The 22,053-nt window shown below is 67.1% G+C and carries 27 protein-coding genes; 14 read left to right on the top strand and 13 right to left on the bottom strand.

Features of this window, described 5'->3' with window-relative positions; all coding sequences use genetic code 11:
• The first annotated feature begins 71 nt into the window (after positions 1-71).
• From AB0N22_RS13675 to AB0N22_RS13655, 5 genes are read left to right on the top strand one after another with little or no spacing between them, the layout of a single operon-like run.
• A complete protein-coding gene (locus tag AB0N22_RS13675; protein ID WP_364641073.1) occupies positions 72-1,589 on the top strand; it encodes an AMP-binding protein in 1,518 nt (505 codons plus the stop codon).
• On the top strand, positions 1,586-2,458 hold the full coding sequence (locus tag AB0N22_RS13670) for an enoyl-CoA hydratase (RefSeq protein WP_364641070.1): 873 nt from the start codon (positions 1,586-1,588) through the stop codon (positions 2,456-2,458). Before AB0N22_RS13675 ends, AB0N22_RS13670 begins: the two co-directional genes overlap by 4 nt.
• On the top strand, positions 2,455-3,588 hold the full coding sequence (locus AB0N22_RS13665) for an acyl-CoA dehydrogenase family protein (protein ID WP_364641067.1): 1,134 nt from the start codon (positions 2,455-2,457) through the stop codon (positions 3,586-3,588). The genes AB0N22_RS13670 and AB0N22_RS13665 overlap by 4 nt, the downstream gene beginning before the upstream one ends.
• Positions 3,585-4,484, top strand: coding sequence for an acyl-CoA dehydrogenase family protein (locus AB0N22_RS13660; protein ID WP_364641064.1), 900 nt, complete (start codon positions 3,585-3,587; stop codon positions 4,482-4,484). The genes AB0N22_RS13665 and AB0N22_RS13660 overlap by 4 nt, the downstream gene beginning before the upstream one ends.
• Positions 4,481-5,539, top strand: a complete 1,059-nt coding sequence (locus AB0N22_RS13655) for an acyl-CoA dehydrogenase family protein (protein WP_364641061.1) — start codon at positions 4,481-4,483, stop codon at positions 5,537-5,539. The genes AB0N22_RS13660 and AB0N22_RS13655 overlap by 4 nt, the downstream gene beginning before the upstream one ends.
• 335 nt (positions 5,540-5,874) lie before the next feature.
• Here the strand turns inward: AB0N22_RS13655 and AB0N22_RS13650 are convergent, their stop codons facing one another.
• The 9 genes from AB0N22_RS13650 to AB0N22_RS13610 all read right to left on the bottom strand — a co-directional run bounded on the left by AB0N22_RS13650 (position 5,875) and on the right by AB0N22_RS13610 (position 13,167).
• Entirely contained in the window at positions 5,875-6,198 is a 324-nt protein-coding gene (locus AB0N22_RS13650) for a nucleotidyltransferase domain-containing protein (RefSeq protein WP_364641059.1), read from the bottom strand.
• 8 nt (positions 6,199-6,206) lie between these two features.
• Positions 6,207-6,860 (bottom strand): hypothetical protein, encoded by a 654-nt coding sequence (locus AB0N22_RS13645; protein WP_364641056.1) that lies wholly within the window; start codon positions 6,858-6,860, stop codon positions 6,207-6,209.
• On the bottom strand, positions 6,841-7,533 hold the full coding sequence (locus tag AB0N22_RS13640) for an HNH endonuclease signature motif containing protein (RefSeq protein WP_364641053.1): 693 nt from the start codon (positions 7,531-7,533) through the stop codon (positions 6,841-6,843). The genes AB0N22_RS13645 and AB0N22_RS13640 overlap by 20 nt, the downstream gene beginning before the upstream one ends.
• Before the next feature lie 238 nt (positions 7,534-7,771).
• Positions 7,772-8,737, bottom strand: a complete 966-nt coding sequence (locus AB0N22_RS13635; RefSeq protein WP_364641051.1) for a hypothetical protein — start codon at positions 8,735-8,737, stop codon at positions 7,772-7,774.
• Between the two features lie 166 nt (positions 8,738-8,903).
• Complete coding sequence (locus tag AB0N22_RS13630; RefSeq protein WP_364641048.1) at positions 8,904-9,722, bottom strand: NYN domain-containing protein; 819 nt, start codon at positions 9,720-9,722, stop codon at positions 8,904-8,906.
• A gap of 74 nt (positions 9,723-9,796) precedes the next feature.
• A complete protein-coding gene (locus tag AB0N22_RS13625) occupies positions 9,797-10,222 on the bottom strand; it encodes a DUF6069 family protein (protein WP_364641045.1) in 426 nt (141 codons plus the stop codon).
• Positions 10,219-11,217, bottom strand: coding sequence for an RNA polymerase subunit sigma-70 (locus AB0N22_RS13620; RefSeq protein ID WP_364641042.1), 999 nt, complete (start codon positions 11,215-11,217; stop codon positions 10,219-10,221). The genes AB0N22_RS13625 and AB0N22_RS13620 overlap by 4 nt, the downstream gene beginning before the upstream one ends.
• A gap of 57 nt (positions 11,218-11,274) precedes the next feature.
• Positions 11,275-11,895: an alpha/beta family hydrolase gene (locus AB0N22_RS13615; protein WP_364641039.1), complete on the bottom strand. Its 621-nt coding sequence runs from the start codon at positions 11,893-11,895 to the stop codon at positions 11,275-11,277.
• Between the two features lie 18 nt (positions 11,896-11,913).
• Positions 11,914-13,167, bottom strand: a complete 1,254-nt coding sequence (locus AB0N22_RS13610; protein ID WP_364641036.1) for a cytochrome P450 — start codon at positions 13,165-13,167, stop codon at positions 11,914-11,916.
• Positions 13,168-13,267: 100 nt separating this feature from the next.
• Here AB0N22_RS13610 and AB0N22_RS13605 point away from each other — a divergent pair, with 100 nt between their 5' ends.
• Together AB0N22_RS13605 and AB0N22_RS13600 are read left to right on the top strand one after the other, a co-directional pair.
• Positions 13,268-13,888, top strand: coding sequence for a TetR/AcrR family transcriptional regulator (locus AB0N22_RS13605; RefSeq protein ID WP_364641033.1), 621 nt, complete (start codon positions 13,268-13,270; stop codon positions 13,886-13,888).
• On the top strand, positions 13,885-14,370 hold the full coding sequence (locus AB0N22_RS13600; RefSeq protein WP_364641030.1) for a nuclear transport factor 2 family protein: 486 nt from the start codon (positions 13,885-13,887) through the stop codon (positions 14,368-14,370). Before AB0N22_RS13605 ends, AB0N22_RS13600 begins: the two co-directional genes overlap by 4 nt.
• Positions 14,371-14,375: 5 nt before the next feature.
• Here the strand turns inward: AB0N22_RS13600 and AB0N22_RS13595 are convergent, their stop codons facing one another.
• Positions 14,376-15,047, bottom strand: a complete 672-nt coding sequence (locus tag AB0N22_RS13595) for a PaaI family thioesterase (RefSeq protein WP_364641027.1) — start codon at positions 15,045-15,047, stop codon at positions 14,376-14,378.
• The gene (locus AB0N22_RS13590; RefSeq protein WP_364641024.1) at positions 15,044-15,892 is read right to left on the bottom strand and encodes an LLM class F420-dependent oxidoreductase; all 849 of its coding nucleotides are present in this window, start codon (positions 15,890-15,892) and stop codon (positions 15,044-15,046) included. The genes AB0N22_RS13595 and AB0N22_RS13590 overlap by 4 nt, the downstream gene beginning before the upstream one ends.
• A 45-nt stretch (positions 15,893-15,937) precedes the next feature.
• Between AB0N22_RS13590 and AB0N22_RS13585 the strand changes: the two genes are divergently transcribed.
• The 7 genes from AB0N22_RS13585 (at position 15,938) to AB0N22_RS13555 (ending at position 20,299) form a co-directional block, all read left to right on the top strand.
• Positions 15,938-17,128, top strand: a complete 1,191-nt coding sequence (locus AB0N22_RS13585) for an NADH:flavin oxidoreductase (RefSeq protein WP_364641021.1) — start codon at positions 15,938-15,940, stop codon at positions 17,126-17,128.
• Between the two features lie 33 nt (positions 17,129-17,161).
• Positions 17,162-17,623 (top strand): MerR family transcriptional regulator, encoded by a 462-nt coding sequence (locus AB0N22_RS13580; protein ID WP_364641019.1) that lies wholly within the window; start codon positions 17,162-17,164, stop codon positions 17,621-17,623.
• 50 nt (positions 17,624-17,673) lie between these two features.
• Positions 17,674-18,714, top strand: coding sequence for an NAD(P)-dependent alcohol dehydrogenase (locus AB0N22_RS13575; protein WP_364641016.1), 1,041 nt, complete (start codon positions 17,674-17,676; stop codon positions 18,712-18,714).
• A gap of 90 nt (positions 18,715-18,804) precedes the next feature.
• A complete protein-coding gene (locus tag AB0N22_RS13570) occupies positions 18,805-19,134 on the top strand; it encodes a helix-turn-helix domain-containing protein (protein WP_364641013.1) in 330 nt (109 codons plus the stop codon).
• Positions 19,131-19,592 carry an SRPBCC family protein gene (locus AB0N22_RS13565; RefSeq protein ID WP_364641010.1) on the top strand — a complete coding sequence of 154 codons (462 nt, stop codon included), beginning with the start codon at positions 19,131-19,133 and terminating at the stop codon, positions 19,590-19,592. Before AB0N22_RS13570 ends, AB0N22_RS13565 begins: the two co-directional genes overlap by 4 nt.
• Positions 19,593-19,609: 17 nt before the next feature.
• Positions 19,610-19,921 (top strand): hypothetical protein, encoded by a 312-nt coding sequence (locus tag AB0N22_RS13560; RefSeq protein WP_364641007.1) that lies wholly within the window; start codon positions 19,610-19,612, stop codon positions 19,919-19,921.
• Positions 19,922-19,945: 24 nt separating this feature from the next.
• Positions 19,946-20,299, top strand: coding sequence for a VOC family protein (locus AB0N22_RS13555; protein WP_364641004.1), 354 nt, complete (start codon positions 19,946-19,948; stop codon positions 20,297-20,299).
• 4 nt (positions 20,300-20,303) lie between these two features.
• Here the strand turns inward: AB0N22_RS13555 and AB0N22_RS13550 are convergent, their stop codons facing one another.
• Positions 20,304-21,098 (bottom strand): SDR family oxidoreductase, encoded by a 795-nt coding sequence (locus AB0N22_RS13550; RefSeq protein ID WP_364641001.1) that lies wholly within the window; start codon positions 21,096-21,098, stop codon positions 20,304-20,306.
• Complete coding sequence (locus tag AB0N22_RS13545; protein ID WP_364640998.1) at positions 21,095-22,039, bottom strand: alpha/beta fold hydrolase; 945 nt, start codon at positions 22,037-22,039, stop codon at positions 21,095-21,097. The genes AB0N22_RS13550 and AB0N22_RS13545 overlap by 4 nt, the downstream gene beginning before the upstream one ends.
• Between the last annotated feature and the right edge of the window lie 14 nt (positions 22,040-22,053).

The following is a 22,053-nucleotide window of genomic DNA, read 5'->3' as shown; positions in this document are numbered from 1 at the left end:
ATGAGGTACCCTACCAAGCACTTGCTTGGGTCGAACAGGTTCGACCGACATCGAGGCGGAAGGAGGAGCCTATGAGCGACACCGTCCCGGGGCTCGTCCGCCGCGCCGCCACGGAGTTCGGCGATGCCGCCGCGTGCTCGATGGACGGGCAGACAGTCTCGTACGCCGAGCTGCACGACCAGGTGCGCCGCACCGCCGCGGCCTTCCACAAGCGCGGGATGCGGGGTGGCCGGGTCGTCCTGTGGGCGCCCAACAGCATCGAATGGATCGTCGCGGCACTGGCGGTGACGTACGCCGGCGGCACCCTCGTGCCGGCCAACTCGCGCTACACCGCCCACGAGGTCGCCGACATTGTCGACCGCACGGGCGCCGCACTCGTGATCGTCGCCGACGGGTTCCTCGGGCGTACGCAGATCGACGACCTCCGCGCCCTCACGACCTCCGCGCCGATCCTCGACCTCGCCGACATCGGCATCCTCGCGGCCGTCGCCGACGAGCTGGACCTGGCGACGGTCGAGGCGCTGGCCGACGCCGTCACCCCCGACGACATCGCCGACATCCTCTTCACCTCCGGCACGAGCGGCCGACCCAAGGGTGTGCTGAGCGCACACCGGCAGACCGTCGCCGCGGCTGCGGCCTGGAGCGCCGTCGGCGAGGTGAGCAGCGCCGACCGCTACCTCGTGATCAGCCCGTTCTTCCACTCGTACGGCTACAAGGTCGGTGTGCTGGTCGGGCTGATGCACGGCTGCACGCTGCACCCGATGGCGACGTTCGACGCCGATGCTGCACTCGCGCTGATCGAGGCGGAGCGCATCACGATGGTGCCCGGAGCGCCCGCGATCTTCCTCGGCCTGCTCGAGTCGCCAGCCTTCGCGACGACCGACACCTCGTCGCTGCGGTTCGCCAACACCGGCGCCGCGAACGTGCCGGTCGCCCTCGTCGAGCGGCTGCAGACCGAGCTGAGCTTCGACCTGGTCATCACGGCGTTCGGCATGACCGAGTGCGTCGTCGCCACGATGTGCCGGCGGGGTGACAGCGACGAGACCGTCGCCACCACGTGCGGCCGCGCGATCGACGGCATGGAGACCGCGATCGCCGACCCGGAGACCGGCGAGCACCTGCCCGCGGGGCAGGAGGGCGAGCTGCTGCTGCGCGGCTCGCAGGTCATGCTCGGCTATCTCGACGACCCGGCCGCCACCGACGAGGCGATCGACGCCGACGGCTGGCTGCACACCGGAGACGTCGGAGTGCTCGACGACCGCGGCTACCTGCGCATCACCGACCGGCTCAAGGACATGTACATCTGCGGCGGCTTCAACGTCTATCCCGCCGAGGTCGAGCAGGCGCTCGTACGCCTCGACGGCGTCGTCGACGTGGCCGTGATCGGCATCCCCGACGAGCGCCTCGGCGAGGTCGGGAAGGCGTTCGTCGTACGCCGTGACGGTGGGCCCGACGCCGATGCCGTGATCGCGTTCGCCCGTGAGCGGCTGGCCAACTTCAAGGTGCCGCGCGAGGTGGTCTTCGTCGACAGCCTCCCGCGGAACCTGTCCGGAAAGGTCCTGAAGACCGAGCTGAGGAGCACATCGTGACCGAGCAGGACGTAGTGACGTACGAGGTCGTCGACCAGGTCGCGCGCATCACGCTCAACCGGCCGGAGTACCGCAACGCGCAGAACTCCCAGATGACGTACGCCCTGGATGCCGCGTTCCAGCGCGCCACCGACGACGACGCGGTCAAGGTCATCGTGCTGGCCGGCAACGGCAAGCACTTCTGCGCCGGGCACGACATCGGGACGCCCGGGCGTGACGTCGACCAGACCTTCGAGCGCAAGGCCGTCATCTGGTGGGACCACACCGACAAGGAGGGCGGCGACCAGCGCTTCGCCCGTGAGTCGGAGGTCTATCTCGGCATGTGCCGCCGCTGGCGCGAGGTGCCCAAGCCGGTCATCGCGCAGGTGCACGGCGCGTGCATCGCCGGCGGGCTGATGCTCGCCTGGGCGTGCGACTTCATCATCGCTTCCGACGACGCGTTCTTCTCCGACCCGGTCGTCCGCATGGGCATCCCGGGCGTCGAGTACTTCGCGCACCCGTGGGTCATGAACCCCCGCGCGGCCAAGGAGTTCCTCTACTCCGGTGACCGGTTCACCGCCGATCGCGCCCTTGCGCTCGGCATGGTCAACCAGGTCGTCCCGGTCGACGAGCTCGAGAGCACCGTGACGGCATTGGCCGGCCGGATCGCCCAGATGCCGCGGTTCGGTCTCGCGCTGACCAAGAAGGCGGTCAACCAGGCCGAGGACCTTCAGGGCATGCGCGCCGGCATGGACTCGGTGTTCGGGCTGCACCACTTCGCGCACGCGCACAACGCCGAGACCTCGGACGACTCCCTTGGCGGGCTCGACGCCAAGTCGATGGCGGCCAAGGCTCGGGACAACTCAGCTGGGGAACAGAGTCCGGAGTGAATCTCGACTTCTCCCCCGACGAGCTGGCCTTCCGCGCCGAGGCCCGCGCGTGGCTGGCCGCGAACGTACCGGCCGAGGCGCTGCCGTCGATGGACACCGCCGACGGGTTCGCCGCGCACCAGGAGTGGGAGCGTCGGCTCGCCGACGCGCGTTGGTCGGTCGTGTCGTGGCCCGAGGAGTTCGGCGGCCGCGGTGCCTCGCTGGTCGAGTGGGTCATCTTCGAGGAGGAGTACTACCGCGCCGGTGCCCCCGGCCGCGTCTCGCAGAACGGCATCTTCCTGCTCGCGCCGATCATCTTCGACCACGGCACTCCCGACCAGCAGCAGCGCTGGCTGCCGAGCATGGCGACGGGCGAGACCATCTGGGCGCAGGCGTGGTCCGAGCCCGAGGCCGGGTCCGACCTCGCGTCGCTGCGGTCGACCGCGACCCGGACCGACGGCGGCTGGCTGCTCAACGGGCAGAAGACCTGGTCGTCCCGAGCGGCGTACGCACACCAAGGCTTCGGGCTGTTCCGCTCCGACCCGTCCGCCGAGCGGCATCGCGGGCTGACGTACTTCTGCTTCCCGCTCGACGCCGACGGCGTGACCGTGCGCCCGATCGCGCAGCTCGACGGCAAGGCCGGCTTCGCCGAGCTGTTCTTCGACGACGTGTTCGTGCCGGACGCCGACGTGCTGGGCGATCCCGGCGACGGCTGGCGGGTCGCGATGAGCACGGCGGGCAACGAGCGCGGGTTGTCGTTGCGGTCGCCGGGTCGGTTCTGCGCCGCCGCCGACCGGTTGTTGGATCTGTACGCCGACAGCGCCGACCCGGCCCTGTCCTCCGGCGTCGTTGAAGCCTGGCTCCGTGCCGAGGCGTACCGGCTGTTCACCTGGGGCACGGTCACCCGGATCGCCGACGGCGGCGACATCGGCGCGGCCGGCTCGGTCAACAAGGTGTGGTGGAGCGAGCTCGACGTGGCGCTGCACGAGACCGCGCTCGACGTGCTGGGGCCTGAGGCCGAGGTGGCGTCGAGCTGGACCGACGGCTACCTGTTCTCGCTGTCCGGGCCGATCTATGCCGGCACCAACGAGATCCAGCGCAACATCATCGCCGAGCGCATCCTCGGCCTCCCGAAGGAGGTGCGGGGATGAAATTCACGCTGACCGACGAGCAGACCGGGTTCGCCCGGTCGCTCGACGACCTGCTGTCGCGCGCCGACACCGTGGCGGCGAACCGGGCGTGGGCCGCCGGCGACCACGAACCCGGGCTCAAGCTCTGGGCCCGGTTGGCCGATCTCGGCGTGACCTCGCTGGCGGCCGAGGCCTCGCCCGTCGAGGTATGCCTCGCGTTCGAGGCCATCGGCCGGCACGTCGCACCCGGACCGTGGATCGAGTCCGCGGCTTTCCTCCCTCTCGCGCTGCCTGACACCGACCTGTCCGAGTCGCGGGCGACAGTTGCCATGCCCTACGCCCTCGACGCCGACATCGCGGACGCTGTCTATACGGTCGCCGACGGCCAGCTGCACCAGGCGACAGTCGGTGAGCGGGTTGCCTCGGTTGACCCCTCACGGCACCTGTTCGAGGTCACGGCGGGCGAGCCTGTCGACTCGCCGAACCTCGACGCGGCGCATGACCTCGCCACCCTCGCCGGCGCCGCCGAGCTGCTGGGTGCAGGCGAGCGGGTGCTGGCCGACTCAGTGGCGTACGTGAAGCAGCGCACCCAGTTCGGCCGGCCCATCGGGTCCTACCAGGCGATCAAGCACCAGCTCGCCGACGTACGCATCGCGCTCGACTTCGCCCGCCCGCTCGTCTACGGCGCGGCGCTTGGCGTGACTCGGCGCTCCGTGGCGGCAGCCAAGATCCAGTCCGCCGACGCCGCCAACCTCGCGGCCCGCGTCGGGCTGCAGGTGCACGGGGCGATCGGCTACACCGACGAGTACGACCTCAGCCGGTGGCTCCTGCGCATCCGCGCGCTGCAGTCGGCCTGGGGCTCCCCGGCCTCCCACCGCGCCTGGCTCATCAACGACCTCTTGGCCTCCCGCTCATGACCAACCTCGTCCCCACGCGGGAGCACACCGAGCTGGCCTCGTCCGTGCGCAGCCTGCTCGATCGCCGTTCCGACAGCCAAGCCGTCCGCACCGCCATGAGCTCGTCCGACGGTTTCGATCGCGAGCTCTGGGCGACGCTCTGCGACCAGGTCGGCGCCGCAGCACTGGCGATTCCGGAGGAGCACGGCGGAGCCGGCTTCACCCTCGCCGAGACCTACGTCGTTCTCGAAGAGCTCGGTCGCGCCCTCACCCCGTCTCCCCTGCTTGCCTCAGTCATCAGCAGCGCAGCCCTCTCCGAAGGTGCCCTGCTTGAACGAATCGCCAGCGGCGTCGTCGCGACGCTCGCGTGGTCCGGCATCACCGGCCCAGCTGATGCACCCGTCGACGTCACCTTCCAAGACGGCACGCTGACCGGAACCGTCTCCCCCGTCCTCAACGGCGACACCGCCGAGATCCTGCTCGTCGTCGCAAAGCACGGCGACGGTGTCGGTCTCTTCTGCGTCGATCCCAGCGAATCCGGCCTCAGCCGTATGCGCATCGGTGGCCTCGACCCGACTTTCGGGTTCGCCAGCATCGAGCTCGACGCCGTGCCAGCAGAGCCGATCACCCTCGACGCCACCGAGCTCCTCAACGCGACCCATCGTGTCGGCGCCCTCGCAGTCACTGCCCTCCAAGTCGGCTGCGCTCAGCGTGGCCTCGACATGACCGTCGACTACACGAAGCAGCGCGAGCAGTTCGGCCGGCCGATCGGCTCGTTCCAAGCGCTCAAGCACCGCATGGCCGACATGCTCGTCCGCACCCAGATGTCCCGCGCCGGCGCCTGGGCCGCCGTCCAGGCCCACGTCCACGGCTCCCCCGACTTCGACCGAATGGCCGCCGCCGCGTCCTCATACTGCAGCGAAGCCGCCCTGGCCGTCGCTGCCGAGACGGCCCAGCTTCACGGCGGCATCGCCATCACCTGGGAACACGACGCCCACCTCGTCCTCAAACGTGCCCAAGCCCTTAACCAGCTCTTTGGCCAACCTCACCAGCAGCGCCAATCGCTGATCCTCTAGGTTCGGTCGACCCGCACATTCCGTCCAGAATGACGTATGCGCGCACGAGCTAGAAGTCAGCACAAGTAATCGCGCAATAGAACCGTTCGAACGATATGCGAGAAGCCTTGACCGAATCGGAATCGCAGCTCACTTCATATCTGACGAGCGACAACTGTGACCGCAGCTGGTTCGTGCCGTTCTGACCACTGACTCAGCCTTGCAGGAAACTCGTACAGAGGAACTTCTGGCAGGAACGCGAGCCGCGGCCCAGGAATCCCGGTTCAATCTGCGAAGCGGTGGGATCGACGCTCGGCCTGAGAAGTCTGCGAGCCTGCTCCGATCTGGGAGCCGGATCACCTCCCTGGCCTCTCGGACGACGCCCCTTCCTGAAGGCATCCGGATTCTTTACGCTTGATTGCGCCGGTGGCGTCGATGAAGTCGTAGAAGTCGCACTCAGCAGGGGTCATTGCGATCAGGTCGACGGGAAAGAACGCCTCCTTTAGCAGTATCGACTTGAACCTTCGGAGCTCAATCAAGTCGCGATACACCAACAGCACATCCACGTCCGAAGCCGGCGCACCCACGGGTGCGCGATGCCAGGAGCCGAACGTGTACACCTCGATCGAGGGAAACGCTTCCGCCAGCCGCCCTATGACTTGGAGAGCTACGTCCGTCACGAGCAATCTCAGAAGTTCAGTCTCGACATGAACTCTGGCCAGAGTAATACCTCGACTCCGCTTTGCATTCCGACGTCCACAGCGGGCTGCGCAATGCTGTGATTGTTCGGGTTCGATGTGACAAATGCGTCCAGAGACCCGTAGCGCCCGATCGCTTCGCGCACCTTTTCGGCCGTCACTTCGTAGACACTTTCGATGTGGACGAAGATTGAGTCGCCTCTGAACCGGTGAAGTGAGTAGCCAAAGCGGCTGACGCGCGTGAAACTTCTGATAGACGAGTGCTGACTCAAGATCCGCTCGACGTAAAGAACTTCTCGATCCTCGTACTCGTGAGGGTGTCTCATCCGGAGAGCCCTGTAGGCATCGCCGAGACCACCAAATGCCACCCGAAGGTCCAGCGCAGCGTGGAAGAGATCCGATTCCATGTCTGAATCTCGCGGAACGTTCAGCACAAAGACCACGTCGGGATTGGTTTCGACGATTGCCCTCAAAAGGCCACCACCCAGCATCGAGACAGACACGACGGCAATCTCTACAGGTTCCATACCCAGTCGGTGCACTCGAAGGAACGGATCGCCAAGGATCTCCACATCTGAGACGAAGTCGAGCTCGCCGATTTTGGTCGCTGCCCACTCGGCGGAACTAGTCATCAGCCAGGACACGATCCATGTCGATGGGGTACATCTCCGCTCCGACCAGTTTGGTCTCCTGCTCGTGTCGAGCCACCAAGTCGGCGACATGCGTCCGGAACCGGCTCACGACAACTCGTTCGTTGTCAGTCAGCAGTCCAACATTCATATCAACTAGGCTAAGGATGAGTCTGCTGTTAGGGATAATCGTGTCGATCATCCGGCGCTTCCACGTCTGAGCACGGACGGCTTCTGGATCGAACATTTCGTCGCCATGGGGACCGAATTCTTCAAAAATCCGCCTGTTTTCAGACTGAAGGCGCTCAATCACTGTTCGAGCCTCTGAGCGAGAACCGCATACCTTGACCCCGAATGCTGCGGTCAGCTTCGCGCTATGTGAAGCCTTCCAGTCCCTGAGCATCTCAATGCTGAACAGTCCGGGTGCCTTGTCGATCTCCCTGTGACAACTCGGGCAAAGGAGGATCAAGTTCTCTGCGCGGTGGCGATCCGCGGAGGAAAGGTCAGACTTTCCACGCGGCCCATCCTCACTGAAAGCGACGATGTGCGCGATCTCGGCAATGTGTGTTGGCTCGTCCACATCCTTGAGATACAGAGGCCTCAAACATCCTGGGTTCTGGCAGCGCTGCGCGGCCGACGAAAATAGAGCCACCCTGACCGCGTCTGGAATCTTCGGCCGTCCCGCCATCAACGCCCCCTGCCTCGATCGGATAGTGCTCAGGGACGCCCGCTGCCCAAGGCCCCCGATCGACGGCATTCAATACCCACCTCAGGGAGCACCCGCGAGCGCAGTCCCTCTTGATTTTGGCACGCTGCTTGAGATTCCGTCCGGAAGACTCCAGACCCGCGCGCAATACGAACTGTCGAACGGGATGGTGTAACACGGATCCCCCCCGCAGAAGCTCCCGGCTCAGTTTCGATTCAGGTCAATCAAAGAACTGCCTTAGACGTCCCGGGGCCATCTCCTCAAACTCGCTCTCAGACTCAACGATCCATCGGAACGCCGGATGAGACTCGAGGGCCTCCTTACGAACGAGGTCCTCCACGTGTCTGACCAGATACGTGCTGGCGCTGTCGTCGATGACAACCACAATGATTGGAATTCGTTGAGATGCTGAGGCGTCCGCTATTGAGCCCAGTTTTCTGATGGTCCGACGAAGAGTAGAGATACTGGATCCGGTTCGACCGATAAACTTCAGTTCTACGGCGAAGCTCGGCCCACCGCGTCGTGGCGTAATGAGATAGTCCACCTCTGCGTCGCCTCCCATGCTGCGAACAGCAACTCCGACGTCGATTCGCCATGCGCCGCCTAGCGCCCGCGCCAGCAATCCGGCGAAGTAGGTTTCCAGTCCGGTCAGTTGCCTCATCTGCTCAGCAACCTCACCACCGCCCCGATGGTCGGACGTCTGCAAATGCAAGTCGTTGTTTTCGCCCCCGCCCCCTTGCCCGGTTTTCTCGGCGTCCGCTGGCTCGATCAAAGGAGCGCTTTTCACGATTTCAACCGCTTCGGCGCGACGGCGGTTTTCTTGCTCGGGTTCAGTGAGGGGACGGACTTCGCTCTCAACCTTCCGCATGAGCACTTGGTCGTATTTGTCGAGCTCAGCCTGCTTTGGGATCCACCGATAGAGCCCAACAACGAAAAGCATCACGCCGACACCGACGCCAACGCAGACGAACGTCCAATAGTGGTCTGTCGCGAAAGCCACATACTCCTGCCGCTGCAGAACTGTCTGACGTGCTTCCGGAGTTAGCCGGTCGAGTTCCTCTAGAGGAATGAGTAATTCCGTCTTGATTCGCAGAAACAATCCTGCGAGCGAAATGGTCGCGGCGACGATGGCGACGCCGAGCGTCGTCAAGTACTTGCTGAGGTGGCCGGCTTCGGTCGGGAGCACACCCTGACACTAATGGCACCTAAGTTGCCGCAATGCCCTATCGGTCAAAGGTCTGCTTCCGCCCTAGCCCGAGATCACAGCCGACCGAAGAACATCCGTCGCGTTGAGATACCTTTCGGGACCGCATTCAGCACACAGGTCGCCCCAGCCCATTACCGAAGCGCAGTCAGGCCGACAGCCGAACGTGGAGCACTTTGTTTCCACTAGTGGTCTGCGTCTCTTTGACCTCGGTGAACGACTGATCGCGTACCAGCAGTCCAAGGCGCTGAAAACCGTAGTTCCGCGAATCGAAGGTCGGCTGGTTCGCAACAAGCTGGAAACCGACGTTTGACAACAGCGCCCAGCCGTCGTCTTCGAGCTGCGCTGAGATGGCCGAACGGAGCATGTCCTCCAGCGCCGGGACGTCACCCGCCGCGGGTTCGACGACCGCCCCAATCTCCAGCGCCGATTCAGTCTCGGCGCCGGCCGTGTCATGGACTGCTTCTTGCGGCTTCTCGTTTCGAGCCACCCCCGCGTCGGCTAGTACCTCCAAGAAGGTGAAGCGATCGCAGGCATTGCTGAACGCAGCCGACGCGTTCTTCGAGCCGATTCCGACTACCCGCTTGCCTGACTCGCGAAGTCGCATGGCCAACCTGGTGTAGTCACTGTCATTGGCTACAAGGCAAAAGGTGTCCACTTGCCCGGAATGCAGCAGGTCCATGGCGTCAATCACGAGCGCGATGTCTGTAGCACCCTTCCCGGAAACGTAGGCGATCTGCTGCATCGGTTGAATCGCCAGACCGATCAGGACCGAGCGCCACCCCTTCAAGTTGGCGCTGCCCCAATCGCCGTATCCACGCTTCACGCCGACAACTCCATGAGTCGCCGCTTCAGCCGTGATGGCAGCGGCCTGCTGCCAGGAGACGTTGTCGCAGTCGATCAGTAGACCAACCCGGACTGGAAGCGGTCGCTGGGAAACTTCGTTGTTCACAGCCACCACTCCCATGCTGGACCCCTGCAGAGCCTGCCTACGCAATTGCCATCGTTGCGCACTTGAATCTCGTGCGTACGGCAATCGCCCTACTTCGTGCCGTGGAGCAGCCGATTCGGCTCAGCTGAGTTTGGGACGAAAGCAGATCGGAGACTCCGCGACAACGCCGGGATCATCACGGCCGCGGCGATGAGGTGCAGGCCGACCAATGTCACCGTTGTCGCGGGGTCTGCGCCGGCGAGGAAGGGTGGGATCAGCGAGAGCGCGGTCAGCGCCACCGTCGTGCGTAAGAACTGCTCAGCGGGGCGGGCGCTCCAGCGGAGGAACGCCGCCGCCATGACGACGCCCAGGAGCGAGAACACGCCGGTCATGAAGGCGATGCCCGACAGCGGGATCTCTTCGCCACCCGAGACCTTAAAGTCGACGCCGGCCGCTCGAGCGACAGCGGCAACCAACGTTGTCGCCACGACCGCAGCGACCACCGCGATGAGACCGGTGCCAACCAGGCGCTTCATGACGCGTCCTCCGCCGAGAGGCGCTCCGGCAGTCCGAGGTGGGCGTACGGGTAGTCGTGGAACGTGACGATCTCGGTGATCGCCCCGTTGGCGATGCGGAGGACATCCACCCCGAATGGTAGATACGCACCCTCCTGCTCTCGCCAGAGGTAGAAGGCGACAGCAGGCTGCCGATTGACAGTAGTCAGCACGCCGCGGAGGCCCGTCATGCTCTCGAATCCGTGCTGGATCCAGTCGTTCACCACCACGTCGCGACCGACCCAAAGGCCTGGCGTGGGCGGCATCGAGAAGCGGACATCGTCGCGCAGCATCGTGGCGAGTGCGCCGACATCGGTGGCGACGCTGGCGTCGGTGTACCGGCGCACCAGCTCGCGTGTCTCGGTGTCCTCCTCGCCGCCGGTCCAGTCCTGCCGCTCGGAAGGCAGGTGCTCGCGCATACCTGCGCGGGCCCGCTGCAGGGCGCTGTTGACCGAGTTCACCGAGTCGCCGAGCAAGTCCGCGACGTCCTTGGCAGGCCAGCCGAGCACGTCCCGCAGGATCAGCGCGGCACGCGGCCGCGGCGCGAGGTGCTGCACCGCGATGACGTACGCCAGCTCGATCGTCTCCCGCGCGACCGCGAGCGCCTCCGGCTCGTCCGTGTCGTCCGCGGGCAGCTCGTCGAGCAGCCGGTCGGGGTAGGGCTGCAGCCACAGCACCTCTCCCCCGGTCGCCGGCTCGGGCCGACGCTTGGCGAGCAGGTCGAGGCAGGCGTTCGTGGCGATCCGGTACAGCCACGCCCGGAACGTCGACCGTCCCTCGAACGTCTCCCGCCGGCGCCATGCACGCAGCAGCGTCTCCTGCACGGCGTCCTCAGCGTCCTCGAACGAGCCGAGCATCCGGTAGCAGTGCACGTGCAGCTCGGGCCGGTGCGGCTCGGCCAGCTCCGAGAACTCCCGCTCGTCCACCTCGCTCAGGCTGCCCACGTCCAGTCCCTCCAGTCGCATGTCCACACTCATGATGATCCTTTCGCGTTGTCCCGTCGCATGTATGACGGACGGCGGCCGCGAAACTCATCACTCAGGCGGAACAACCGCCTCGAGCCAATCGACGATGGTCTGACGGATGACCGGGGCGTCCTTCTTGAGCGAGTGGTCGCCCTGCACCACGACGAGCGTGTGCCCGGCAGGCAGGGTCGAAGGATCCGGTACGCCGAACGAATCCCGCTCACCCTGCACCACCAACGTCGGCACGGTGACGGCCGTGAGCTCAGGGAGCCGGGATTTCTCCGGCCGGCCCGGAGGATGAAGCGGGAAGGCCAGGCACAGGACGCCGGCCGCGCCGACATCCGCGGACGTACGACAGGCGACCCGGCCACCGAACGAGCGCCCGCCGACGACCAGCGGCAGACCCACGAACTCGGCGAGCAACTGCTCGGCCACAGCGCGCCACGCGGCATCGACCTGCACCGCAGGAGCAGGAGCCCGTCGGCCGGCGACCCGATAGGGCTGCTCGACCAGCGCGGCAGCGAGACCAGCCTCCATCGCGACCGCAGCCGCCAGCTGCAGGTCGGGCGCGGTCACGCCACCACCGGCACCGTGCCCCAGCATCACCAGGCCGCGCGGCTCGCCGGTGGGCCGAGCGAGGTGTACCCGCGCGTCGCCGTGCGGAGTCGGTACGAGAAACGCGTCGGCCATGCGACGACCGTACGCAGGTCAGCCGGCGTACTCCACCGGCAGCGTCTTGATGCCGTTGAGCCAGCCCGACCGCAGCCGAGCGGCCTCGCCCGTGCGCTTGATGCCCGGGGCCATGTCGGCGAGAGCCTCGAAGATCAGCTTGATCTCCATGCGGGCGAGGTTGGCGCCGATGCAGTAGTGGACGCCGTGGCCGCCGAACGCCAGGTGCGGGTTCGGGTCGCGGGTGATGTCGAAGGTGAACGCGTCGGTGAAGACGTCCTCGTCGTGGTTGGCGCTGGCGTAGAACAGCGCGACGCGCTGGCCGGCCTTGATCTGCACGCCACTGAGCTCGATGTCCTCGAGCGCGGTGCGCTGGAAAGAGGTCACCGGGGTCGCCCAGCGGATGACCTCGTCCACCATTGTGCTGGGGCGCTCGCGCACCCACAGGTCCCACTGGTCGGGGTTGTCGAAGAACGCGTTCATGCCGTGCGTCGTCGCGTTGCGGGTGGTCTCGTTGCCGGCGACGGCTAGGGCGATCACGAAGAAGCCGAACTCGTCATCGGTCAAGCCACGGCCGCCGTCCTCGCCGGACTGGACGAGCTTGGTGACGATGTCGTCGCGCGGGTTGGCCTTGCGGTCGGCGGCGAGGCCCATCGAGTACATCAGCACCTCGGCGGCCGCAGCCTCCGGGTCGTTGTCCTCGCGGGCGAGGTCAGCGTCCTCGGCACCGGTCATCTGGTTGGTCCAGTCGAAGATCTTCTGCCGGTCCTCGGCCGGGATGCCGAGCATGTCACCGATGACCTCGAGCGGGAACTGCGACGCGACCTGGTCGACGAAGTTGCCGCTGCCCGCCGCGACGGCGTCAGCCACGATGCGCCGCGCCCGCTCCTCCAGCACCTCGTCGAGCGCACCGATCGCCCGCGGGGTGAACCCGCGGCTGATGATCTTGCGCAGCTGCGTGTGGTCGGGCGCGTCCTGGTTGATGATCACGACTTGGGTCATCTCCAGCGACTCACGCGTCGCGGTCTCCGGCAGCCGGACGATGGCGCCGTTCTCCTTGCTCGAGAACACCTTGTGGTTCTTGGACACCTCGAGGATGTCGGCGTGCTTGGTCACCGCCCAGTAGCCCGACCCCGCGTCAGTCGACATGCCGGCACGTGCCGACTCGGCCTGCTCGACCCAGTGGATCGGCGCCGTGCGCCGCAGCAGCGTCAGCTCGTCGTGCGGGACGCCGATCAGGTTCACGTCGGGATCGGTGAAGTCGAAGCCGTCAGGTAGGACGTCGGTGGTCATGGCGCTCCTCGCGGGACAATGAGCATACAAAATCGTGAGTGTGTATGAACACAAACACGAATGTGTATGATCGTCAAGGATCGAGCGAAGGGGGACGCGGATGAGGGCACACGGCTGGAGCGGCCGTCCGCCGGCCGATGCCGAGGAGGCGCGCACCCGCATCCTCGCCGCGACGCGTACGCGCTTGAGCGCCGCAGGCACGACGAGCACCTCCGAGATCGCCGAGGTCCTGGGCGTCACCCGGCAGACGATCTACCGCTACTTCCCCACCACCGACGACCTGCTCGACGCGGCCTCGCTCGACGCGGCGAACGACCTGCAAGAGCACCTCATCTCGCACGTCGTCAGCCACCTCGACGGGTCAGGCGATGCTGCCGACGCCGCGGTCGAGGCCGTCGCGTACGTCTACGAGCACCTGAGGGACGACCCGGCGCTCAACCGATTGCTAGCCCCCGGTCGGATCAGCAGCACAACCGCTGCCCTCACCGCACCGTCGTCGATCGCGATCGGCGGCAAGCTGCTGGGCGGTCTCGGGGTCGACTGGTCCGGCGTCGGCCTCGCCGAGGACGACCAGCTCGAGCTCGTCGAGCACCTGCTGCGCACCTTGCAGTCGCTGGTGCTCGACCCCGGCGACCCTCCGCGTACGGGCGACGAGCTGCGCGCCTACCTGCGTCGCTGGGTCGCCCCCGCACTGCGCACCCATGCCGGAGGCACGTCATGAACGAGCAGGTGCTGCAGGAGGCGTTCGACCGCTACGTCGCCACGGTCGAGGAGATCAGCATGAGCCGGGACTGGTCGGCGTTCGCCGACATGTTCACCGAGGACGCGACCTACTGCGAGCACGCGTACGGCGACTTCAACGGCCGCGAGGAGATCCGGCCGTGGATCATCAAGACGATGACCGCGTTCCCCGGCAACGAGATGATCGCGTTCCCCCCGGCCTGGTCGATCCTCGACGCGCCGACCAACCGCGTCGTCTGCGACGTCCGCAACATCATGCGCGACCCCGGTGACGGCTCGGTGCACGAGACGTCCAACATCACGATCCTGACGTTCGACGACGACGGTGGCCTCGTACGCCAGGAGGACGTCTACAACCCGCAGAAGTTCATCGACATGACCCTCGCTTGGTGCCGGGTCGCCGACGCGCACGGCACGTTGAGCGACGCCGGCCGCAAGATGCTCACCGCCCTCGGCGGCTGAGCCGCTCAGTCGAGCGAGCCGGAGACCGATCCTTCGCGGGCCCAGCGCGGCACGATGAACAGCCCGGTCGCCTCGACCGCGGGCTCGTCGCCGTACGCCTCGCAGCCGAGGTGCGCCGTGACGGTGACCTTGCGGTCGTCCTCGTGGGTGATCTGCGCCTGCATGTGGATCCGACCGAGCGGCAGCGGCTTCCGGTAGCGCAGCGTGAGCGTGCCGGTGACGATCAGCCGGGTGTGCGCCGCGCTCGCGCACTCGCCCATGAGGTGGTCGAGCAGCAGCGCCGACACCCCGCCGTGCACGCAGCTGGGCGGCCCTTCGTACGCCGCGCCGAGGTCGACCTCCGAACGTACGGTCTCGTCGTCGACCCAGCGCAGCACCACGGGCGGGGCGATCGCGTTGCGGACGCCGACGACGGCGTTGCCCCAGTTCCACGACCGGCCCTCGGTGTTGAAGTGGATGCCTGCGGGCTCCTGCGACGCGTCCTCGGCGAGGATCCGCTCGGCCCGGCGCACCAGGTCGCGGGCCGCGGCGACGCGGTCGGCGTCGACGCGCGCACGGATGGCGACGTCGACCAGCAGGCGCACGTCCTGGGCGAGGTCGCCGTAGAGCTGCTCGGACGCCTCGACCTCGGCGGTGGACAGGTCGGACGGCACGAACGACATCGACGACAGGGTCATGCGGTGAGTCCCATGCGTGAGGCGAGCTTGTCGAGGTAGGCCAGCACCTTGTCCTCGTCGGAGTCCGGCACGCCCCAGATCAGCTCGGAGGCACCCGACGCCGCCCAGTCGGCGAAGTCCTCGCCGGTCGGCTTCTTGGCCACGAGGATGCGGATGTCGGGCTCGCCCTGGCGGCCGGCGTCGGCCCACTCCTTGCGCAGCAGCTCAGCCTTGGCCGCGGTGTCGGTCTCGATCGGCGTCGTCATCCAGCCCTCGGCGTTGCGGGCGATCCAGCGCATCGTCTTGGGCCCGCCGCCGGCGCCGATGATCACGGGAATCCGACCCTGCGGCGGCTTCGGATAGGCCCAGCTCGGCCCGAACGAGACGAACTGCCCGTCGTACGACGCCTCCTCCTCGGTCCACAGCGCGCGCATCGCCTCGAGGTACTCCTTGAGCACGGTGCGGCGCTTGTTGGCCGGGACGTGGTGATCGGTGAGCTCGTCGGTGTTCCAGCCGAAGCCGGCGCCGATCGTCAGCCGGCCGCCCGACAGGTGGTCGAGGGTGGCCAGCGTCTTGGCGAGCGTGATGGGGTCGGACTCGACCGGCAGGCACACCGCGGTCGACAGTCCGATCCGCTCGGTGACGGCGGCGCAGGTGGCCAGCGTCGTCCACGGGTCGAGGGTGCGCATGTAGCGGTCGTCGGGCAGCTCCTCGCCGCCGGTCGGGTGCAGCGCCTCGCGCTTGACCGGGATGTGGGTGTGCTCGGGCACGTAGAACGTGTCGAAGCCACGCTCCTCCGCAGCCTTGGCGAGGGCGGCCGGCTTGATGCCGCGGTCAGAGGTGAAGAGGACGAGTCCGTTGCGCATGCGTCCAATGTAGAACGTGTTCTAGCAATGGCGATAGGCTCAGGCATGGTCAACAGCGTCTTCGAGCCCGCCCGCCTCGGGCCGATCGAGCTGCGCAACCGTACGGTCAAGGCCGCCACGTTCGAGGGTCGCACGCCTCACGGGCTGGTCACCGACGAGCTGATCGACTATCACCTGGCCCCGTCGCGCGGCGGTGTCGGCCTCACGACGGTCGCCTATCTGGCGGTCGCACCCGAGGGACGTACGCAGAAAGAGGTCATCGTCGTCAACGCCGAGTCCGCTCCCGGGTTGGCCCGGCTCACCGACGCGATCCACGAGACCGGGGCCAAGGTCGCCGGTCAGCTGGGGCACGCCGGACCCGTCGCCAACGGTCGGTCGAACGGGGTGCATGCCCTCGCCGCGTCGCGCATGCCGTCGCCCTTGAGCATGCAGATGATCAACTCGGCGACAGCAGCCGACATCGCGCGGATCACCCGGGACTACGTGCGTACGGCCCGGACCATGGTCGACGCGGGCTTCGACGTGCTCGAGATCCACATGGCGCACGGCTATCTCCTCAGCTCGTTCCTCGCGCCGGGTCAGAACCGGCGCAAGGACGGCTGGGGCGGCTCGCTCGACCAGCGGGCGAAGTTCGCCCGCGACGTCGCCCGGGTCGTCCGCGAGGAGGTCGGCGACGCCGTCGCGGTCACCGCCAAGATCGGCATGACCGAGGGCTCGCCCAAGGGGTTCTCGATGCCGGAGAGCCTGGAGTTCGCGCAGATGCTGGAGGCCGACGGCCACCTCGACGCGCTCGAGCTCAGCGCCGGCAGCTCGCTGCTCAACCCGATGTACCTGTTCCGCGGCGACGTCCCCCTCAAGGAGTTCGCGGCCAACATGCCGCTGCCCGTACGCCTGGGGCTCCGCACGCCGGTCGGCAAGGCGTTCTTCAAGGCGTACCCGTTCGAGGAGGCCTACCTGCGCGACAAGGCGCTGGCCTTCCGCGCCGGGCTGTCGATGCCGCTCATCATGCTCGGCGGCATCAACGACAAGGCCACGATGGATCGCGCGATGGCCGAGGGCTTCGAGTTCGTCGCGATGGGCCGCGCCCTGCTGCGCGAGCCCGACCTGGTCAACCGCATGCAGTCCGGCGAGGCCACCCGCGGCATCTGCATCCACTGCAACCAGTGCATGCCCACGATCTACAGCGGCACCAGGTGCACGGTGCGTGAGCAGGAACGTGATCCAGCGAACCTTTGACTTCAAGTACTTGAAGTTTCTAACGTGGTCGGAGTGAGTCACCACGCCACCGATCGGACCTACACGATCAAGGAAGCCGCAGCGCTGACCGGACTGCCGGCAAGCACCCTGCGCTACTACGAGACGATCGGCGTGATCTCGTCCATCAGCCGCGGGGCGAGCAGCAAGCACCGCGTGTACGGCGAGGATGACCTCGACCAGCTGATGTGGATCGCCTGCCTCGCGGCGACCGGCATGTCGGTCAGCGACATGCGGCAGTACATCGCCAACGGACAGACCGGACCCAGCGCCGCGGCGGGTCAGATCGAGCTGCTGTCGAACCAGGCCGACCGCCTCGCGGAGGAGGCCGAGCACCTCGCCGTGCGCCAGCGCTACGTCCGCCTGAAGATCGACTACTGGCACGCGGTCGAAGCCGGCGACAGCGAGCGCGCAGAGCTCATCGGCGGCGAGGCCGGCACGCTCGCCGACACCCTCCGGCGCGCCAAGAAGTCCTAGCTCGCGGCATCCCAGCACACCCCTCAGCACCACCACCCAAGGAGAAACCCATGCAGGTCAACGCCTATGCCGCATCCGAGGCCGGCGCGCCGCTCGCCCTCACCACCATCGAGCGCCGACCCGTCGGTGACAACGACGTCCTTATCGCGATCGAGTACGCCGGCATCTGCCACTCCGACATCCACACGGTCAACGGTGACTGGGGGCCTCAGCCGTTCCCGGTCGTCCCCGGGCACGAGATCGTCGGCACCGTCGCCGAGGTCGGCCCCGCTGTGACCCAGCACCAGGTCGGCGACCGGGTCGGAGTCGGCTGCATGGTCAACTCCTGCCGGGAGTGCGTCAACTGCCTGCGGGGCGACGAGCAGTACTGCGTCAAGGGCATGGTCGGCACGTACGCCGTGACCGACCGTGACGGCACCACGACGCAGGGCGGCTACTCCACCCACGTCGTCGTCGACGCCGACTTCGTGCTGTCGATCCCCGAGGGACTCGACCCGGCCGCCGCAGCTCCTCTGCTCTGCGCCGGCATCACGACCTACACGCCGCTGAAGCACTGGAACGCCGGTCCGGGCACCAAGGTCGCCGTCGTCGGTCTCGGCGGGCTCGGTCACATGGCGGTCAAGATCGCCCATGCTCTCGGCGCCGAGGTCACCGTGCTCTCGCAGTCGCTGAAGAAGCAGGAGGACGGCCTCCGCCTGGGCGCCGACCACTACTACGCGACCTCCGACCGCGACACGTTCGCAGCACTGGCCAACCAGTTCGACCTGATCATCAACACCGTCAGCGCATCGATCAACCTGAACGCCTACCTCGGGCTGCTCGCCGTGGACGGCACGCTGGTCAACGTCGGCGCCCCGCCGGAGCCGTTCCGGGTCAACGCGATGTCCCTCATCTTCGGCCGTCGCTCGTTCGCCGGCTCGATGATCGGCGGCATCGCCATGACCCAGGAGATGCTCGACTTCTGTGCCGAGCACGACATCGCGGCGGAGATCGAGATCATCTCGGCCGACCAGGTCAACGAGGCGTACGAGCGAGTCCTCGCCTCTGACGTGCGCTACCGATTCGTCATCGACGCCAGCACGCTGAGCTGAGCGTCTGGGAGAGCCCCGATTCGGTCGCCCCTGAATCGGGGCTTCTTCAATCGTTGACATGTGACCAAATGGTCACCTATTGTCGTGGCCATGGGCGACGACGATGCAGCTTTCAAGGCGCTCGCGGACCCGACCAGGCGTCGCATCCTCGACCTGCTGCACGAGCTCGACGGGCGGACGCTGTCCGAGCTCGAGACCGCCATCGCCAAGCACACCGAGATGACCCGCTTCGGCGTCATGAAGCACGTCAAGGTCCTGGCCGCCGCCGGGCTCGTCACCACCGAGCGCAGCGGGCGGCACACCCGGCACTACCTCAACCCTGTACCGATCCGGCTGATCCACGACCGGTGGATCTCCAAGTACGCCGAAGCGCAGGTCGCGGCCCTCAGCGACCTCAAGACCCGATTGGAGTCGTCATGACCGAGACCGCAGCTGAGTCCCGGATGGTCTTCCAGATCTACATCCGCGCGACAGCGGACCAGGTGTGGCAGGCCATCACCGAGACGGAGTTCCGCCGACAGTACTTTCACGGCTCGACCATCGAGTCCGACTTCAGGCCCGGCTCGCCGCTCCGCTCGGTGAGCCCCGACGGTGAGCTCTGGGGCGACGACATCGTCCTGGAGTGCGAGCCGCCCCACCTGCTGTCCCACTCCTGGCGCAGCCTGTGGGACCCCGAAGCCGTCGACGAGCCCGCGAGCCGGGTGACCTGGCGCATCGAGCCCCAGGACGGCGGGGTCTGCAAGCTCACCGTCGTCCACGACCAGCTCGAGGAGTCCCCGGCCACGGCGCGCGGCGTCAGCGGGGGCTGGGCCTTCATCATCAGCGGCCTCAAGAGCGTCCTCGAGACCGGCGAGCCCCTCGCCACCCCTCCCAGCTGAACCGAAAGGAACCCATCATGTCCTGGTATCTCTACCGCCTGACCGCCCACCGCCCCGACTTCGCCGAGACCATGTCGGAGGCCGAGATGGCCACGATGATGGAGCACGTCGACTACTGGCGCGGCCCCTTGGCCGACGGCCGCGTGCTCATCTACTCCCCGGTCGCCGACCCCGAGCGCAGCTGGGGTCTGTGCGTCGTACGCGCTGAGTCCCAGGCCGAGCTCGAGGAGCTCCGCGACAACGACCCCGCCCACGTCGCCGGCATCGGCACGATCGACTGGCTGCTGCTGCCGATGCCCGTCGTCGCCGACCTCCCGGCTCACGCCTGAACACCCACTTCGAAAGGAACCGAGATGACGAACCACCCCGTGGCGTTCTTCGAGATCGTCAGCGACGACGCCCCCAGGCTCCACACGTTCTACACCGACCTGTTCGGCTGGACGGTCGAGACCGATGAGGACGGCTACGGCCTCGTCGACACCGGTGCCGGCGAGGACGCGGTCGCCGGCGGCATCGGCCCGTCGATGGCCCCGGGCGACACCGGCGTCAAGATCTACGTCCGTACGCCGGCACTCGAGGACACCCTCGCAAAGGCGCAGGAGCTCGGCTCGACGGTCTACCTCGAGCCGATGGACCTGCCGGGCGGATACGGCCGCATCGCCGTCGTCAGCGACCCCGACGGCAACCCCCTGGGTCTCTGGGCCTGAACCCTCAGTGCTTGAAGGGGTTGAACGTCTTCCCCATCGCGTACTGAGCCCGGTAGGGGACGGGGCGCATGGCGTGCGAGATGACCTTGTTGACGACACCCGGAACGCAGACGGGCTTGCCCGCGTTGACCGCACCCCAGCCCTCGCGCACGACTGCTTCTGGCTGCTGCCACAGCAGGGACGGCAGGCTGGTCGCTGCCTCCCTGCTGCCCATGACGTCGTGGAACTCGCTGTACGTGAACCCGGGACACAGGGCCGTGACGTGGACGCCGTGCGGCTTGAGCTCCATGTCGAGCGCCTGCGACATGTTGAGCACGTAGCTCTTGATGCCGGTGTAGAGCAGGCTCTCGCCGGGCGGGGCGAACGCGGCGAGGGATGAGAGGTTGATGATCCGTCCCCATCGGCGTTCCTTCATCCCCGGCACGACGAGGTGCGCGAGCTGGGTCGGCGCCGTCACCATCACCTGGATCTCGCCGGCCAGGGACTCCCACTCGGTATCGGCGAAGGCGTCCATGCCTGACAGCCCCGCGTTGTTGATCAGGACGTCGATGTGCAGCTGCTTCTCGGCCACGAACGCCATGATCGCCGCGGGTGCACTCGGGTCGCTGAGGTCGGCGCTGAAGACCTCGCACCTCACCCGGTGCTGCTCCTCGAGCTCAGCCGCCAGGTCGTCGAGGCGCTCCTTCCTGCGGGCCACCAGGACGAGGTCGAGCCCCTCGGCAGCCAGTACGCGCGCGAAGGTCGCGCCGATGCCGGCTGAGGCTCCAGTCACCAAAGCGGTGCGTGTGTGGTCGGTCATGAGGTCTCCTTGATCGGGTTGGCAATGGCAGGAACGTGGTGGTTCAGGAAGTCGATCTGGTCGGCGATGACGGTCTCGAAGAGCGGCTCGACGTAGGGGTCGAAGTGACCGCCCGGATAGACCTTGACGGTGGAGTGCCGGATCTTGGCTGCCGCGGCTTCCGCGACCGCTTGGGGGGTGATGGCGTCGTCGGAGACGATCTGGACCAGCGCAGGGCACTCGATGCGACCGGCCCAGCGCCTCGGAGAGTAGGAGCCGATACTCACGGCGATACGCGCTGCCACGGTCTCCGGGTAGCTCCCGTCGGCCAGGCCGGACTCGTGGATCAGCTTGAGCATTCCCGGCTGGGCATCCGGCGTCGTCATCATCCCGACGCGCCCAGGCAAATCGACGCTGCGGATGTGCACGGGTTCCCGTCCGAGCCACGACCCCACCACGTCTCGGAGAGCGGGAGACATGACCTTCAGCGACGATCGCAGGCCCTTCGACCTCACGGCCGCAATTCCGCTGACGTGCGGCACCTGGGCGATGATTGCCGCCAGGGGCTCCCCTCGGCCGGCGAGGGTGAGGACGTGCCCGCCGGCGAACGAGGTGCCCCACGCCACGACCTTCTGTGGATCGACCGCGTCTAGGGAGCGCGTGTAGCTCAGTGCGGCCCGCCAGTCCTCGTGCTGCATGCGGACGCTCAGCAGCTGCCGCGGCTCGCCCTCACTCTCGCCGAACCCGCGGTAGTCGAACACCACGACCACGTAGCCGGCCGCAGCGAATCGCTCGGCATAGGCATACAGGCGGAGGGCCCGTACGCCGCCGAACCCGTGCGCCATGACCACCGCAGGCCGCCGGCCACTGTGTCCGGACGGTCGGTAGACGCGGGCCGCGCACTTGACGCCGCGGGAGTCGAACCCGTCCTCGGCGGACGTGAACCCATGCTCGGTTTTCATCGCCGACTCCTTCC

This window comes from Aeromicrobium sp. NPDC092404, from assembly GCF_040684095.1.
Lineage (GTDB): Bacteria > Actinomycetota > Actinomycetes > Propionibacteriales > Nocardioidaceae > Aeromicrobium.
Note: the sequence above shows the minus strand (reverse complement) of the source record. Positions and strands in the feature narration are given on the sequence as shown.